We start from the raw sequence: 14,151 nt of genomic DNA, 5'->3' as shown, positions 1-14,151 counted from the left end.
GGATCAAAGCCCCCCGAGGAAACCGCTGGTGAGCCCGAGCAGCAGCACCAGCAACGCGCCAAAGGCGATTTTCTGAAAGGTAGTTGGCGCCATCATGTTTCCCCTTTTGCTGCCCCAGATCGGGCGCAGCGCCGTACCGGCACTGTCAGCCGCGCGCCCCACGAGCGAGGCTGCGCCGAGGATGATAACCACGAGCGCGGCCAAGGCCACCAAAAACATCACTATTCGCGCCATATTGCCCTTTTCTGACAGCGGTTTCGCGCTGATCTTGCCTGCTGTTCTCTATTCAACGCACGCAGGTCGGCCGCGTTCCGGAAACGCGCAGGGGCAGCTCGGGGCAGGGCCGGTCAGCGGCGGGGTTTTGGCCCCCGGCCTGTGGGTTTTGGCCCCGGTTTGCCATTCGGTCGCCCTGTCGGGCGCGCCCCCGGTTTGCCGCTTGCCTTGCCGCCTGCTTTGCCAACCGTCTTGCCCATCGCGGCCTTGCCACGCGGTGCGTTCTTTGCCTTGCCGCCCCCACGGCGGGGCGGCGGTTCGTCGTCTTCGCCCCGTTGCACGGGCAGGCCCGGTTGGCCCGCGCCGCCGAAACCGCCGGGCTTGCGGCGCGGCGGGCGGCGCAGACCGGTGGGTTTCTTGGTGGCGGTGCCGCTGGGGTCTTCCAACTCGAGCCCCAGTTGATCGCGCACGACCTTGCGGCGCAGCTCTTCCACCTCGCCGATCTTCAATTCGCCCAGTTGGAACGGGCCGTAGGAGATGCGGATCAGCCGGTTCACGGTCAGGCCCACGGCCTCCATCGCGCGGCGAATCTCGCGGTTGCGGCCTTCGCGCAGGCCGACGGTCAGCCAGGCGTTGGCCCCCTGTTGGCGGTCGAGCGTCACGTCCATCGGCTGAAAGTTCTCGCCTTCCACGGTGATGCCTTTGCGCAGCGGCTCCAGTATCTCATCGGTGGGGCGGCCATTCACCCGCGCGCGGTAGCGGCGCAGCCATCCGGTGCTGGGCAGTTCCAGCTTGCGCTTCACCCCGCCGTCATTGGTCAGCAGCAAGAGCCCTTCGGAGTTGAGGTCGAGCCGACCCACGGTCATCACGCGGGGCATATCCTCGGGCAGGGCGTCAAAGATCGTCTCGCGGCCCTTTTCATCGCGGGCGGTGGTCACCAGTCCGGCAGGCTTGTGATACAGCCACATGCGCGGCGGCTCGGGCGCGCCGACGGGGGTGTTGTCGACGGTGATCTTATCCTCTGGCGTGACGTTCAGCGCGGGCGAGGTGATCTGCTCCCCGTTCACGCGCACGCGGCCCGCTTCGATCATGCGCTCGGCCTCGCGGCGCGAGGCGATGCCCGCGCGCGACAGCACCTTGGCGATGCGGTCGCCGGTGGGGGTGCCTGCACTTGCATCGGTGTGGGGGTTTTGCGGGCCGGAGCCGGAAGGGGGCGTTTTTGCGTTCATGCACTGCGCTTACCCTGTTTCACGGGCTTGCGAAAGGGTGGCGTTTGCGGCCATGTGACGGGATGGAGTTTCGCTCGTATATGGGACAGGCCTTGGCCGAGGCCCGCGCCGCCGCCGCGCGCGGCGAAGTGCCGGTGGGGGCAGTCGTCGTCTCTCCGAAAGGGCAGATCGTTTCCGCCGCAGGCAATGAGACCCGCGCCCGCAATGACCCAACTGCCCATGCCGAGATGCTGGCCCTGCGCGCCGCCTGCGCCGCCGTCGGCTCGGAACGGCTGATCGGTCACGCGCTTTACGTCACGCTGGAGCCCTGCGCCATGTGCGCCGGTGCCATCGCCGCCGCCCGGGTGGAGCGGCTCTATTACGGTGCGGCGGACCCCAAATCAGGCGGCGTGGCGCAGGGCGCGCGGGTGTTCTCGCATCCCCAATGTCACCATGTGCCAGAGGTCTTCGACGGGATCGCGGCGGGAGAGGCGGAAGAGATGCTCGTGAGGTTTTTCCGCGAGAAGAGAGACCGCTAGCCGGGCAGCGCCTGACCGGGGATGGCATTCAGGCGTCTCAACGATTATTCGGACGCCCCGCGTCCGGATCGGGCCCGACCCGCCTCCAGGGCGGGCGCGCTATGCGCCCCCGGTGCTGAAGCACCCGCTGGCCCTGCACAACGCAAAAGGCCACGCGAAACCGCGTGGCCTTTTGAAACTCAAAAGTCAGGCGATCTTACTTGATCTTGCCTTCTTTGTATTCGACGTGCTTGCGCGCAACGGGGTCGTACTTTTTGATGACCATCTTTTCGGTCATGGTGCGTGCGTTTTTCTTGGTCACGTAGAAATGGCCTGTGCCCGCGGACGAGTTCAGGCGGATCTTGATCGTGGTTGGCTTCGCCATGTGTCTTCTCCTGCTGCAGCGCCGCGCAGGCCTGCGTGAATTCTGAATTTCGGGTTCTAGTCAGACCCGCGCCCGAGTCAACCGCTATTTGCCCGCCCGGTGCCGAAAGACGCCGGTTTCGTCGAAAAACCTGCCTTTCAGCCTCGAAAGAGCAGAAATATGCGCGGAAGGCCTATAAGCCGGATTTTGTACCTGTCCGAAAACAGGCGATGACCATTCCTCTGACCGCACCGTTGCCGATGCGGCTATAGCTGCCAACCCGGACCTGCTGGGGCAGAAGAGCCCCGCCTTTAACCCGAAGGTCATCGGCGCGCGGTCCCTATTTGGCATTGCTCCCGGTGGGGCTTGCCATGCCGGGACTGTTGCCAGCCCCGCGGTGGGCTCTTACCCCACCGTTTCACCCTTACCCCCTCGGCTGTTCCGGCAAGCCGGACCGTAGGGGCGGTTTCATTTCTGTGGCGCTTTCCGTCGGGTTGCCCCGCCCGGGCGTTACCCGGCACCGTTCCTTCTTGGAGTCCGGACTTTCCTCTACGTCGCTTTGCCCCGCAAAAGCGACGCCGCGGATGTCACACATGCGTGTGACGAGAGCGGATGTCGGTCATGCGACGCGAGTCGACGCAGCGGCCATCCAGCCTTCCGCGCAGCCCCGCCCTAGACGCCGCCGCGCGGCGCGTCAATGGGGGCGGGCAGAGCGGCAAGGTCGGCGGGGGTGAGAGGGCCGCGCGCCCATGGCCTGAAACGCATCCGCACGGCGTTTAGCAGCGTGTCATCGTCGCAAGGCGCGGTGAAGCCTGTGGCCTGCGCGGCGGCGCGGAAGGTTTCTGTGGTTACGCTGTCAGAAAGAGGGCCATCGCCCGCAGGAAGTGCCAGCCCGCGCTCTGCGATCCGGGCCCAATCGAATCGGGGGCCGGGGTCGATCTTGCGGCCCGGCGCCATGCAGGAATGGCCGATCACCCCTTCGGGCGGGATGCCGTGGCGGGCCATGATGCCGGGCAGGAGGGTTTCGAGCGCCCGCATCTGTGGCTCGGAAAACGGGTGATCGCCGCGGTTGTCCAACTCGATCCCGATGGAGCGTGAGTTGATGTCCTCCAACCCCGCCCATTCGCCCGCGCCTGCATGCCACGCGCGTTGGTCTTCCTCGACCATCCGAATGACCTCTCCGCGGCCTGAAATCAGGTAATGGGCCGAGACTTCGGCAGAGGGGTCACAGAGGCGCTCCAGCGCCGCTTGGGCGCTGGTCATGGCGGTGTAGTGCAAGACGATCAGCCGGGGGCGCAGCCCACCGCGCCGCGGGCCGCAATTGGGCGAGGGATGCGCCGTCACATCAGGCGCGGCAGGCATCTGTCAGCCCTGTGCAGCCCGGCGGAAGGGGGTGGGGTCCCAGTCGCAGGCGAAACCATCGCCATCGGGGTCCATGCCAAGGCGGTCTTTCTCGGGGCCACCGGCCTCAAGGAAGGCGATCTGCGCTTGGTCGGCGTGGCCGTATTGCGCGCAGGCGCGTTCGAACTTGCGGGCCTTGTTGAAACCGATGCGGCTATAAATCTGCTGACCGACCGACTGATTGGTTTGCAGCGCGTAGGCGACGATATTCGGGCCGACATTGCGGCGCTCGGGCAGGGCCTCGGGTTGGACGACCTCATATTGCGCGCGGTTCGCGGCCACGCGGGCGGCGTCGTCTTGAATGCTGCGCTGGCCCGACACGGCGTCAAAGTTGTTCTCGTTCGAGATGCCCACGGCGTTGACCGCGGCGGGGGGCGGGTTCGACGGGCTGGCGTTCACCGGGGCCACGCCCGAGTTGGTGGCCGCATCATTGCCCAGACCGTTGCTGGCCCCACCCGGACGGGTGGCGGCGAGAACGCGGGCGGTTTCCGCCGCCGTCGCTTCGGGAGAGCCGTCATCCAAAGGCTGGGCGGTCACCTCTGAGGCGGCGGGCATGTAGCTGCCGTCGCCCGCCAGCGCGGCATCGCGCGCGCGCTGCTCGGCCTCGAAACTACCGTCACCAAAGCCGACACCGCGCCCGGTGTTGATGTTCCCGGAATCGGGGATCGCCGGTTGGCAGGCTGCCAAAAGACCGCCTGCCGTCATCGCTAGAAGTGTCCGTGTGATCATCTGACCCGCTCTCGCCTCTTGTTCACCGCTCTGCGGCTTACCACCATTTCTCGGGCTTGGCCACAAAACCGGCGGCCTTCTCCAGCGCATAGGCGGAGGACAGCAGGTCTGCCTCTTCCCACGGGCGCCCGATCAGTTGCAGACCCAGCGGCAGACCCGTCGCGCTTTGGCCCGTCGGCAGCGCGACACCGGGAAGACCGGCGAGGTTCACCGTCACGGTGAAGACGTCGTTGAGATACATCGCCACCGGATCGGCGTCCTTCATCTCGCCCAGACCAAAGGCCGCCGAAGGCGTCGCCGGGGTCAGGATGCTGTCGATGCCTTGGGCGAAGACGTCTTCGAAGTCCTTCTTGATCAGCGTGCGGACCTTGCGGGCGCGGTTGTAATAGGCGTCGTAGAAACCGGCGGAGAGCACATAGGTGCCGACCATCACGCGGCGCTGAACCTCATGGCCGAAGCCCTCGGCGCGTGTCTTTTCGTACATCTCGGTGATGCCGTCGCCGTGGTCGAGCTTAGCGCGGTGGCCAAAGCGCACCCCGTCATAGCGCGCGAGGTTCGAGGATGCCTCGGCAGGCGCGATGACATAATAGGCGGGCAGGGCATATTTCGTGTGCGGCAGCGAGATGTCGACGATCTCGGCGCCCGCGTCCTTCATCATGGCGATGCCGTCGGCCCACAGCTTCTCGATCTCGGCAGGCATGCCGTCCATGCGGTATTCGCGGGGGATGCCGATCTTCTTGCCGCGGATGTCGCCGGTCAGCGCCGCTTCAAAGTCCGGCACGGCCAGATCGGCGCTGGTGCTGTCCTTGGCATCATGGCCACACATGGCCTCCAGCATGATCGCCGCGTCGCGCACGGTTTTGGTCATCGGCCCGGCTTGGTCGAGCGAGGAGGCGAAGGCGACGATGCCCCAGCGGGAGCAGCGGCCATAGGTCGGCTTGATGCCCACGGTGCCGGTGAAAGCCGCAGGCTGCCGGATCGAGCCGCCGGTGTCGGTGCCGGTGGCCGCAAGGCAGAGGTCGGCTGCCACGGCGGCAGCAGAGCCGCCCGAGGAGCCGCCGGGTGTCAGTTCTGCCGTGTCACCTTCGCGACGCCACGGGTTCACCGCGTTGCCGTAGACGGACGTTTCGTTCGACGAGCCCATGGCGAACTCGTCCATGTTGAGCTTGCCCAGCATCACCGCGCCGCTGTCTTTCAGCTTCTGGCTGACAGTGCTCTCATATTCGGGCAGGAAGCCTTCGAGGATGCGGCTGCCCGCTTGGCTCGGCACGCCTTTGGTGCAGAAGAGGTCCTTAATGCCGATGGGCAGGCCGCACATGGCGGGCGCGTCGCCCTGTTTGATGCGGGCGTCGGCAGCGGCGGCCTGTTCCATCGCGATTTCGGGCGTGCGGTGAACAAAGGCGTTCAGCGCGCCTGCGCCGTCGATGGCTTTGAGGCAGGCCTCGGTCAGGTCTTTCGACGTGGTCTCACCCTTGCGCAGCGCGTCGCGGGCCTCGGCCAGGCTCAATTTGTTCAGATCGGTCATTATTCCACCACCTTCGGCACGGCAAAGAACCCTTCACGGGCATCGGGGGCATTGGCCAGCACGCGGTCCTGCTGGTCGCCATCGGTGACCACGTCCTCGCGCCGTTTCAGGCGCTGCGGGGTCACGGAGGTCATCGGCTCGACGCCGTCGACATCCACTTCGGACAGCTGTTCGATAAAGCCGAGGATGGTGTTGAACTCTTCCGCCAGCGCCGGCAGCGCGTCGGGTTCAACCTTGATCCGGGCCAGTTTCGCCACGCGTGCGGCGGTGTTTTCGTCGATCGACATGAACATCTCCATCTCTTTGAGGCTCCTCTACCGTTTGGGGGCGGGCCTCGCAAGGGTTTGAGAGGTTCGGAACGGAGCCGGGCGGCGCCAGACCGGGGGATGGTGCTTGCTCCGAGGCAGTTGGGCAATTCATGGCCGCGGCGGTATTCGGTAATGTCGGGATGGCGTCGGTGTTGCAGAAGCGCCAGCCCGTCGGGCATGCGCCCTTGATTCCGGGCTAGGGTGGCATGTTCGGGTGTTACTTGATTCCGCGCAGCATAGGGTCAAATCTGATGTTAGACCCACCGCAATCAGGAGGACCCCCATGAACATCATCTGGCTCGGCCATGGCTCATTCCGCATCGAGATCGAAGACCAAGTGCTGCTGATCGACCCTTGGCTCAAAGAAAACCCCATGCTGGACGACGCGCACCATGCCGATGCAATCAAAGGCGCCACGCAGATCCTCGTTACCCACGGCCATTTCGACCACACGGCAGACATCGCCGACATCGCCAGCCGCACCAACGCCCCGGTGGCGGGGATGGTCGAGCTGATGAGTTGGCTGGACAGCAAAGGTGTGCAGCAGACCACTGGCTTCAACAAAGGCGGGACGATCCGCGCAGGCGCGGTGGCGATCACCATGGTCCCGGCCTCGCATTCCTCATCGGTGGAAGGCGAAAACGGGCCGATCTACACCGGAATGGAGACCGGCTTCATGATCTCGGGTGAGGGGCATACGATCTATCATTCCGGCGATACGGCGATCATGGCGGATATGGATTGGATGGGCGACTATCACAAACCCGATATCGGCATTCTCTCGGCGGGCGGGCATTTCACGATGGACATGGCGCAGGCCGCCTATGCCGCCAGACGCTATTTCGATTTCAAGACGGTCATCCCCTGCCACTACCGCACCTTCGACGCGTTGGAGCAATCGGCGCAGACGCTGATCGACGGGCTTCCGGGCGTCGATGTGGTTGAGCCGCAGGTGATGCAGCCGATCACCGTCTGATCCTCCTCCGCCCCGACGCCTTGCGCGGCGGGGCGGAACGGGGGATACCTGAAGGAATTGCCGGGGAATGCTATGTTTGCCAAATCGACTGCCGTGATCTTGCTGCTGACACTGGGGGCCTGCGCCCCGTTGAGCCGGGCCGAACCCACCGGCAGTGTCGGCTTTACCGGGGTGGGCGGTGACAGGCCGGTCATCTTCCCGGCGCATCTGTCGGTGTATCAGCCGCAGTAGACGCAAGGCGGGTCAGATGCCCAAAGAAGGCCACTTCATCAACCGCAGCAACTGGCTGCGCGCCGCCGTTCTGGGGGCCAATGATGGTATCGTCTCCTCGGCCAGCCTGCTGGTCGGGGTGAGCGCGGCGGGCATGACGCAGGGCAATGTCCTGCTGACGGGGCTTGCGGGGCTAACCGCCGGGGCGCTGTCGATGGCGGCGGGGGAATATGTCTCGGTCTCGGCGCAGGCGGATGTGGAGAAGGCCGATCTGGAGCGCGAGCGCGTCGCCCTGATCGAAGACCCGGACTATGAACTGAGCGAACTTGCCGAAGGGCTGGAGAACCGGGGCGTGCAAAGCGACCTCGCCCTAGAGGTCGCCACCCAGATGACGGACCATGACGCCCTCGGCGCCCATGCGCGCGAAGAGTTGGGCATGTTCGGCCTCGCCGGTCAGGCCGATCCGCTACAGGCAGCGGGCGCTTCGGCATTGGCCTTTGCCTTGGGGGGCGGGCTGCCGCTGTTTGCGGCGGTTCTGGCGCCTGCGGGGCTGCGCGGCGTGACCATTGCCTTGGTGGCGTTGCTAGCGCTGATACTGCTCGGCGCGGGCGGCGCGCAACTGGGCGGTGCGCCAAAGCGGCCCGCCATCGGGCGCGTCGTGGTTTGGGGCGGTCTGGCGATGGCCGTCACGGCCGGGGTCGGGCATCTGTTCGGCGCGATTGGATAAGCGGCTTGGCCTAAGACGGTGCCAAAGAAAAAGGCCGGCCCCTTTCGGAGCCGGCCTTTCGCATTAGATGGCAGAGCGATTACTCGCGGTTGCCGAAGAGCGACAGCAACATCATGAACATGTTGATGAAGTCCAGATAGAGGCTCAGCGCGCCCATGATCGCGGCTTTGCCCAGCCACTCGGTGTCGCCGTGATGGGCGTGGGCCAGATACTCGGTTTTGATCTTCTGGGTGTCATAGGCGGTCAGACCCGCGAAGATCAGAACACCGATCGCCGAGATCGCGAACATCAGCGCCGAGGAGGCGAGGAAGATGTTGACGATCGACGCGACGACCAGACCAATCACACCCATGATCAGGAAGCTGCCCCAACCGGAGATGTCCTTCTTAGTGGTGTAGCCCCAGAGCGACAGACCCGCGAAGGCGATGGAGGTGATCAGGAAAACCTGCGCGATCGAATAGCCGGTGAAGACCAGAAAGATCGAGCTGATCGAGATGCCCATGACGGCGGCGAAGGCGTAGAACACAACCTGCGCCGTGGCGGCGGACATGCGGTTGATCATGGCGCCAAAGCCGAAAACAAAGGCAAGGGGTGCGAACATCACGACCCATTTCAGCGGCGAGGCATAGAGCGCATAACCCAATTGCGTCAGGTATTTATCCTGGCTGAGCTGCGCCACGGCGGCGGAGGGGTCGGCGGTGACCGACAGGCCCGAGATGGCCCAGGCCGCGGCGAAGGTGATGAGCATGCCGATCGACATGGTGCCATACACCTTGTTCATATGAGCGCGCAGACCCTCGTCGATCGCGGAGACGCGCGACCCGGCAGCAGAGCGAATTGAATTGACGTCAGCCATTTAGTGACTCCCATTGGCAAAGTTGCGTGTCGAAACCCGGCCGACACGTTCTTGGGTCTGAATATCGGGCCTGAGGGGGCGAATTTCAAGTGTCTTGCGGGCTGATAACACGGCAATAATCGCGGGTTTTACGGGTAGGGATGTTCGGGGCGTGCGCGGGGCGTCGGCTTGCCCTGCGCGCGCCTTGGACGGGACTGCCGCGAGCGGTCGATCGGCGGAAAAGCACCGATGCATTTCAAGCGGCGCGCGCGCGGGCGGCAGCCATTCCCACCGCCCCAAACACGGAAAGATGGCATTTGACGCATTCCGACGGGAACCGATTGATATTCTTCGCGTTCATCCAGTGGTTGCCGAGCGGGAAACCGACAGGCCCAAGGAAACTTGGGGATTTCACACCCGCCGGTCGCAGAGAGAGAGGGGCAGTGCACCGCCTGAGGTTGCAGTCGATACAGGGCAGATTTTTACCATCCCGTGAAAATTCTTGGCCGAACTCAACGCAACCGCTATGATAGGAGGCAGAACTTTCGCGCAACCCCTGCGGTATCGTGCGAGGCGACGGCACACTTCGTCCTTGTTTGGAACTGAGATTGGCACGGTCGCATGTGCCCTATAAGGATTAGAGAATATGGTGCATGTGGTAGATGTACATGTAGGCAAACGTATCCGGCAGCGCCGCTGGCTGACGGGGATGACCCAGCAGAAACTGGCGGAACTGGTTGGGATCAAATTCCAGCAGATACAGAAATACGAAACCGGCGCGAACCGCGTCAGCGCGTCCCGGCTGTGGGATATCGCCGATGCGCTTGGGGTGCCTGTGTCCTTCTTTTTCGAAGGGTTGAAGGATGAGGAGGTCGCCGAGGGCGCGCCGATGGACGGGCTGCCTGCCGATTTGATGGCTGACAAGGAGGCGATGGAACTGGTGCGCTCTTACTACGCCATCCCCGAGAACCAGCGCCGCCGGTTGTTTGAACTGGCCCGCGTCTTGAGTGACGTGGCCTGAGCTTGCCCGCCCGCGTCTGGACGTGGCTCTAACGCACTGACAGGCTTGCGCAAAGGGGCGCAAACTGTCAGGTCTTCGCCATGATGAACACCAGTGACTTCGATCCCGATATCCGCCGCGTTGCCCATCTGATGGCGGATGGGGCGCGGCAGGTGATCCTGCCCTATTTCCGCAGGCTCGATTTGCAGGCCGACAACAAGCTCGGCACGGGTTTCGATCCGGTGACAGAGGCCGACCGCGCCGCCGAACGGGCGATGCGCGATATCTTGGCGGCGGAGCGGCCTGCGGATGGTATTCTGGGTGAGGAATATGGCGCGCAGCCCGGCACATCGGGGCTGACTTGGGTGCTCGACCCCATCGACGGGACGCGCGGCTTTCTCAGCGGTACACCGACTTGGGGCGTGCTGATTGCGGTCTCCGACGTCTCGGGGCCGTTCTATGGCATCATTGACCAGCCCTATATCGGGGAGCGGTTCGAGGGGGCGCCGGATGGCGCGCTGTTGAGCGGGCCCCACGGCAGCCACCCCTTGCAGACCCGCGAGGCGCGGGATTTGCGGCAGTCCATCGTTTTCACCACATTCCCCGAGGTCGGCAGCAGTGAGGAGGGCAGCGCCTTTCGCGCCGTCGCCTCGCAGGCGTTGCTGACCCGCTATGGCATGGATTGTTATGCCTATGCGCTGGTCGCGGCCGGGCAGGTCGATCTGGTGATCGAGGCGGGGCTGAACGCCTATGACATTCAAGCGCCCATTGCGGTGATCCAAGCCGCCGGGGGCATCGTGACCGATTGGCAGGGCAACCCGGTGCATGAAGGGGGCAGGGCGCTGGCCGCGGCCAATCGCGACATCCACGCCCAAGCGCTTGCGATCCTTTCCGCCTATTGATCCAATTGTCGGGAAAGCCCGGATTGACCGGCCCCGGCGGGATGCGATAAATCCCGCAGAAGGTCGGTTCTCTCGCCCGTTTTCCACCGATCACACACGCTTTGCATGAGACGGGCATAGCGAAAGTGTGACCTATGGCAGAGACCCTCATCCGCGGCGCGGATTACCTTCTCACGATGGACGACACCCGGCGGGAGCTTGCGGGCGCGGACCTGTTGCTGCGCGACGGCGTGATTGCCGAGATCGGGCAGGGCCTTCGGACAGAGGGTGAGATTGTCGAGGCGAATGGCTGCGTCGTCACACCGGGCCTCGTGAACACCCATCACCATCTTTACCAGAGCATGACCCGCGCCGTGCCGGGGGCGCAGGACGCGCTGCTCTTTGGCTGGCTGCAACGGCTCTACCCGATCTGGGCGCGCATGGGGCCAGAGCATATGTTCGTCTCGGCCCAGATCGGGCTGGCGGAACTGGCGCTTTCGGGCTGTAGCCTAAGTTCGGACCACCTTTATCTCTACCCCAACGGCGTGCGGCTGGAGGATACGATCCACGCCGCCGCCGAACTTGGGCTGCGCTTTCACCCCACCCGCGGCTCGATGAGCATCGGCGAAAGCGATGGCGGCCTGCCGCCCGATGCACTGGTGGAGCGTGAGGCGGCCATTTTGGAAGACTGCATTCGCGTGGTCGACGCCTTTCACGATCCCGCCGAAGGGGCGATGTGCCGCGTCGGGCTGGCACCCTGTTCGCCTTTTTCGGTCAGCCGCGAATTGATGCGCGACACGGCGCTGTTGGCCCGCGACAAAGGCGTGATGCTGCACACCCATCTGGCCGAGAATGCCGAGGATGTGGCCTATTCGCAGGAGAAATTCGGCTGCCGCCCGGGGGAATATGCCGAAAGCCTCGGCTGGCTCGGCGACGACGTTTGGCACGCCCATTGCGTGCAGTTGGATGGGGCCGAGATCGACCTTTTCGCCCGAACCCGCACCGGGGTTGCGCATTGTCCCTGCTCGAACTGTCGCCTCGGCTCGGGCATCGCGCCGGTGCGGGCGATGCTGGACGCGGGCGTGCCGCTGGGGCTGGGCGTCGATGGCTCCGCCAGCAACGACAGCGGCAATCTGGCTGCCGAGGCGCGGCAGGCGATGCTGTTGCAGCGGGTGGCCCGCGGTGCCGACGCGATGAGCCCGCGCGCGGCGCTCGAACTGGCCACGCGGGGCGGTGCGGATGTGCTGGGGCGGCCTGACTGCGGGCGGCTGATGCCCGGCAAACGGGCCGATGTGGCGATCTGGGATGTTTCGGGCGTGCAAAGCGCGGGCAGTTGGGACCCGGCTGCGCTGCTTCTTGCCGGTCCTACGGCGGTGCGCGACCTTTTCGTTGAAGGCCGACAGGTGGTGCGCGATGGTCAGATCACCACCATCGACTTGGCCGCTCAGGTGGCGCGGCAGAATCATTTGGCGAAAGGCTTGGCTGAATGAAGCCGGTTTTATTCTCGATACTGATGCTGGCGGGGATGCCCGCTTTGGCCGATCCGATGGGGTTGGACAGGGTGAACGCCCTGCGCGATGTGAAGGGGTTGCAGCCCCTGAGCTATGACAGCCGTTTGGAACAGGCGGCAAAGGACCACGCCCGCGATATGGCCACGCATGACTATTTCAGCCACCAAGGCCGCGATGGCACCGATGTTGGCCGCCGCGCGGCGGTGGCGGGCTATGAATGGTGTTTCGTGGCCGAGAATATTGCCAAGGGGCAGCAATCGCTCGATGAGGTCATGACCGGCTGGACCAACTCGCCGGGGCATTACCGCAATATGGTCGACGCCCGGGCCGAGGAGATGGGGCTGGTCCGTGCTGATGACGCGGTCTGGGTCATGGTGCTGGGCGCGCCCTGCTGAGCCCAGCCCTAGGCGGGGGGCGTTACGCCGTGCCGCCCCGCCGCGCGCCCGCCACCCAAACATCCGCGATCGCGCGGTCGTCGCCCATCATGATGGTGGCGAAAAGACTTTCCCAGATGTCCTTGGCCGCGGCATGACGCTGCGCGATGGCGGGCGTGGAGTCGAGCGACAGCACGGTGATGTCGGCCTCCATCCCTTCGGTCAGTGAACCCACATGATCTTGCAAATGCAGGCTGCGGGCCGAGCCTGCGGTCGCCAGCCAGATGAGCTGTGCCGCATGCAGCGGCGTGCCGCGCAGCTGGCCGACCTCATAGGCCGCCGCCATGGTGCGCAGCATCGAAAAGGATGAGCCGCCGCCGGTATCCGTTGCCAGCGCCAGCGGGATGCCCCGCGCGGCAAGGCCGGTCATGTCGAACAGCCCCGACCCGATGAAGGTGTTTGAGGTTGGGCAATGCACCAGCGCACCGCCGACCTCCGCCAGCCGGTCGATCTCACGCGGTTCCAGATGGATCGCATGGCCGTAGAGGCCGCGTTCGCCCAGCAGGCCGTGGGCCTCATAGGTATCAAGGTAATCGCGCGCCTCTGGGAACAGGTCACGGACCCATTCGATCTCATCCGTTTGCTCGCTGAGGTGGGTCTGCATCAGGCAGGTCGGATGCTCTGCCCAAAGCGCGCCGAGGGCGGAAAGCTGCTCGGGCGTGGAGGTGGGCGAGAATCGCGGCGTGATCGCATAGGTCGCGCGGCCCTTGCCATGCCAGCGCTCAATCAGCGCTTTGCTGTCGTCATAGGCCGATTGCACCGTGTCGCGCAGCCCTTCGGGCGCGTTGCGGTCCATGCAGGTCTTGCCCGCGACGATCCGCTGGCCGCGTTTTTCCGCCGCCTGAAACAGCGCGTCGGCGCTGTGGGGGTGGATCGTGCAATAAGACGCGACCGTGGTGGTGCCATGCGCCAGCGTCAGGTCCAGATAGCGCGCCGCGATCTCGCTCGCATAAGCCGGATCCGACAGGCGCATCTCTTCGGGGAAAGTATAGGCGTTCAGCCAGTCGATCAGCCGCTTGCCCCATGACGCGATGATCGCGGTTTGCGGGTAGTGCACATGAGCATCAACGAAACCCGGGCAGATCAACGCATCGGCATAGCGCGTCACCTCGGCCTGCGGATGCGCGGCGCGCAGGGTTTCCCCCTTGCCGACGGCGGCGATCCGGCCATTTTCGATCAGCACACCGCCTTGGGTGTCGATCTTTACGGCATCCTCCCAAACGCTTTGCATCGGGTTGCCGGAATAGGTGAGCGTCGCGCCCAAAAGGAGTCGTTGATTTGTCATGCCAGTGGTTTAGGTGAGGGCGGGAC

At 64.8% G+C, this 14,151-nt stretch carries 17 protein-coding genes and 1 other RNA gene; 8 read left to right on the top strand and 10 right to left on the bottom strand.

The genetic code is table 11. The annotated features are described in order from the left end of the window. Positions 1-3: 3 nt before the first annotated feature. Together ACGYLI_RS01835 and ACGYLI_RS01830 are read right to left on the bottom strand one after the other, a co-directional pair. Positions 4-219: a hypothetical protein gene (locus ACGYLI_RS01835; protein WP_067267561.1), complete on the bottom strand. Its 216-nt coding sequence runs from the start codon at positions 217-219 to the stop codon at positions 4-6. Positions 220-347: 128 nt separating this feature from the next. Beyond that, positions 348-1,442, bottom strand: coding sequence for a pseudouridine synthase (locus ACGYLI_RS01830; protein WP_394416648.1), 1,095 nt, complete (start codon positions 1,440-1,442; stop codon positions 348-350). A 62-nt stretch (positions 1,443-1,504) separates the two neighbouring features. Here ACGYLI_RS01830 and ACGYLI_RS01825 point away from each other — a divergent pair, with 62 nt between their 5' ends. Then, complete coding sequence (locus ACGYLI_RS01825; RefSeq protein ID WP_067267564.1) at positions 1,505-1,960, top strand: nucleoside deaminase; 456 nt, start codon at positions 1,505-1,507, stop codon at positions 1,958-1,960. Positions 1,961-2,156: 196 nt separating this feature from the next. Here the strand turns inward: ACGYLI_RS01825 and rpmG are convergent, their stop codons facing one another. The 6 genes from rpmG to gatC all read right to left on the bottom strand — a co-directional run bounded on the left by rpmG (position 2,157) and on the right by gatC (position 6,245). Next, the gene (gene rpmG, locus ACGYLI_RS01820) at positions 2,157-2,324 is read right to left on the bottom strand and encodes a 50S ribosomal protein L33 (protein ID WP_007119221.1); all 168 of its coding nucleotides are present in this window, start codon (positions 2,322-2,324) and stop codon (positions 2,157-2,159) included. A gap of 159 nt (positions 2,325-2,483) precedes the next feature. Further along, positions 2,484-2,964: RNase P RNA component class A (gene rnpB, locus ACGYLI_RS01815), an RNA gene on the bottom strand. A gap of 11 nt (positions 2,965-2,975) precedes the next feature. Continuing rightward, entirely contained in the window at positions 2,976-3,665 is a 690-nt protein-coding gene (locus ACGYLI_RS01810; RefSeq protein ID WP_394416646.1) for an N-acetylmuramoyl-L-alanine amidase, read from the bottom strand. Between the two features lie 3 nt (positions 3,666-3,668). Further along, on the bottom strand, positions 3,669-4,433 hold the full coding sequence (locus ACGYLI_RS01805; RefSeq protein ID WP_271687965.1) for a hypothetical protein: 765 nt from the start codon (positions 4,431-4,433) through the stop codon (positions 3,669-3,671). Between the two features lie 37 nt (positions 4,434-4,470). Further along, positions 4,471-5,958 carry an Asp-tRNA(Asn)/Glu-tRNA(Gln) amidotransferase subunit GatA gene (gatA, locus tag ACGYLI_RS01800; RefSeq protein ID WP_394416644.1) on the bottom strand — a complete coding sequence of 496 codons (1,488 nt, stop codon included), beginning with the start codon at positions 5,956-5,958 and terminating at the stop codon, positions 4,471-4,473. Continuing rightward, positions 5,958-6,245 (bottom strand): Asp-tRNA(Asn)/Glu-tRNA(Gln) amidotransferase subunit GatC, encoded by a 288-nt coding sequence (gene gatC, locus ACGYLI_RS01795; RefSeq protein ID WP_209219074.1) that lies wholly within the window; start codon positions 6,243-6,245, stop codon positions 5,958-5,960. Before gatC ends, gatA begins: the two co-directional genes overlap by 1 nt. Positions 6,246-6,549: 304 nt before the next feature. Here gatC and ACGYLI_RS01790 point away from each other — a divergent pair, with 304 nt between their 5' ends. The 3 genes from ACGYLI_RS01790 to ACGYLI_RS01780 all read left to right on the top strand — a co-directional run bounded on the left by ACGYLI_RS01790 (position 6,550) and on the right by ACGYLI_RS01780 (position 8,179). After that, positions 6,550-7,242 (top strand): metal-dependent hydrolase, encoded by a 693-nt coding sequence (locus ACGYLI_RS01790; RefSeq protein ID WP_394416642.1) that lies wholly within the window; start codon positions 6,550-6,552, stop codon positions 7,240-7,242. Positions 7,243-7,314: 72 nt separating this feature from the next. Continuing rightward, positions 7,315-7,473: a hypothetical protein gene (locus ACGYLI_RS01785; protein ID WP_394416640.1), complete on the top strand. Its 159-nt coding sequence runs from the start codon at positions 7,315-7,317 to the stop codon at positions 7,471-7,473. A 16-nt stretch (positions 7,474-7,489) separates the two neighbouring features. Continuing rightward, a complete protein-coding gene (locus ACGYLI_RS01780) occupies positions 7,490-8,179 on the top strand; it encodes a VIT family protein (protein ID WP_067267575.1) in 690 nt (229 codons plus the stop codon). Positions 8,180-8,258: 79 nt separating this feature from the next. Here ACGYLI_RS01780 and ACGYLI_RS01775 read toward each other — a convergent pair whose 3' ends face one another. Next, positions 8,259-9,035: a Bax inhibitor-1/YccA family protein gene (locus ACGYLI_RS01775; RefSeq protein WP_271693221.1), complete on the bottom strand. Its 777-nt coding sequence runs from the start codon at positions 9,033-9,035 to the stop codon at positions 8,259-8,261. 625 nt (positions 9,036-9,660) lie between these two features. Between ACGYLI_RS01775 and ACGYLI_RS01770 the strand changes: the two genes are divergently transcribed. The 4 genes from ACGYLI_RS01770 to ACGYLI_RS01755 all read left to right on the top strand — a co-directional run bounded on the left by ACGYLI_RS01770 (position 9,661) and on the right by ACGYLI_RS01755 (position 12,801). Then, on the top strand, positions 9,661-10,035 hold the full coding sequence (locus ACGYLI_RS01770; RefSeq protein ID WP_168612238.1) for a helix-turn-helix domain-containing protein: 375 nt from the start codon (positions 9,661-9,663) through the stop codon (positions 10,033-10,035). Positions 10,036-10,115: 80 nt separating this feature from the next. Beyond that, positions 10,116-10,916: a histidinol-phosphatase gene (gene hisN, locus ACGYLI_RS01765; protein WP_394416638.1), complete on the top strand. Its 801-nt coding sequence runs from the start codon at positions 10,116-10,118 to the stop codon at positions 10,914-10,916. Between the two features lie 134 nt (positions 10,917-11,050). Then, positions 11,051-12,385, top strand: a complete 1,335-nt coding sequence (locus ACGYLI_RS01760) for an 8-oxoguanine deaminase (RefSeq protein ID WP_394416636.1) — start codon at positions 11,051-11,053, stop codon at positions 12,383-12,385. Next, positions 12,382-12,801, top strand: a complete 420-nt coding sequence (locus ACGYLI_RS01755) for a CAP domain-containing protein (protein WP_271693224.1) — start codon at positions 12,382-12,384, stop codon at positions 12,799-12,801. Before ACGYLI_RS01760 ends, ACGYLI_RS01755 begins: the two co-directional genes overlap by 4 nt. A gap of 22 nt (positions 12,802-12,823) precedes the next feature. Here the strand turns inward: ACGYLI_RS01755 and guaD are convergent, their stop codons facing one another. Then, positions 12,824-14,125 (bottom strand): guanine deaminase, encoded by a 1,302-nt coding sequence (gene guaD / locus ACGYLI_RS01750; protein ID WP_394416634.1) that lies wholly within the window; start codon positions 14,123-14,125, stop codon positions 12,824-12,826. Between the last annotated feature and the right edge of the window lie 26 nt (positions 14,126-14,151).

It is taken from the genome of Sulfitobacter sp. 1A13421 (genome assembly GCF_043557285.1).
GTDB classification, from domain to species: domain Bacteria; phylum Pseudomonadota; class Alphaproteobacteria; order Rhodobacterales; family Rhodobacteraceae; genus Sulfitobacter; species Sulfitobacter faviae.
Note: the sequence above shows the minus strand (reverse complement) of the source record. Positions and strands in the feature narration are given on the sequence as shown.

Coding starts and splice junctions, on each gene's coding strand:
- ACGYLI_RS01825 (WP_067267564.1), top strand. CDS start 1,505: ATGGAGTTTCGCTCGTATATGGGACAGGCCTTGGCCGAGGCCCGCGCC.
- gatA (WP_394416644.1), bottom strand. CDS start 5,958: ATGACCGATCTGAACAAATTGAGCCTGGCCGAGGCCCGCGACGCGCTG.
- ACGYLI_RS01780 (WP_067267575.1), top strand. CDS start 7,490: ATGCCCAAAGAAGGCCACTTCATCAACCGCAGCAACTGGCTGCGCGCC.
- ACGYLI_RS01790 (WP_394416642.1), top strand. CDS start 6,550: ATGAACATCATCTGGCTCGGCCATGGCTCATTCCGCATCGAGATCGAA.
- guaD (WP_394416634.1), bottom strand. CDS start 14,125: ATGACAAATCAACGACTCCTTTTGGGCGCGACGCTCACCTATTCCGGC.
- gatC (WP_209219074.1), bottom strand. CDS start 6,245: ATGTCGATCGACGAAAACACCGCCGCACGCGTGGCGAAACTGGCCCGG.
- hisN (WP_394416638.1), top strand. CDS start 10,116: ATGATGAACACCAGTGACTTCGATCCCGATATCCGCCGCGTTGCCCAT.
- ACGYLI_RS01755 (WP_271693224.1), top strand. CDS start 12,382: ATGAAGCCGGTTTTATTCTCGATACTGATGCTGGCGGGGATGCCCGCT.
- ACGYLI_RS01770 (WP_168612238.1), top strand. CDS start 9,661: ATGGTGCATGTGGTAGATGTACATGTAGGCAAACGTATCCGGCAGCGC.
- ACGYLI_RS01805 (WP_271687965.1), bottom strand. CDS start 4,433: ATGATCACACGGACACTTCTAGCGATGACGGCAGGCGGTCTTTTGGCA.
- ACGYLI_RS01835 (WP_067267561.1), bottom strand. CDS start 219: ATGTTTTTGGTGGCCTTGGCCGCGCTCGTGGTTATCATCCTCGGCGCA.
- ACGYLI_RS01775 (WP_271693221.1), bottom strand. CDS start 9,035: ATGGCTGACGTCAATTCAATTCGCTCTGCTGCCGGGTCGCGCGTCTCC.
- rpmG (WP_007119221.1), bottom strand. CDS start 2,324: ATGGCGAAGCCAACCACGATCAAGATCCGCCTGAACTCGTCCGCGGGC.
- ACGYLI_RS01760 (WP_394416636.1), top strand. CDS start 11,051: ATGGCAGAGACCCTCATCCGCGGCGCGGATTACCTTCTCACGATGGAC.
- ACGYLI_RS01830 (WP_394416648.1), bottom strand. CDS start 1,442: ATGAACGCAAAAACGCCCCCTTCCGGCTCCGGCCCGCAAAACCCCCAC.
- ACGYLI_RS01785 (WP_394416640.1), top strand. CDS start 7,315: ATGTTTGCCAAATCGACTGCCGTGATCTTGCTGCTGACACTGGGGGCC.
- ACGYLI_RS01810 (WP_394416646.1), bottom strand. CDS start 3,665: ATGCCTGCCGCGCCTGATGTGACGGCGCATCCCTCGCCCAATTGCGGC.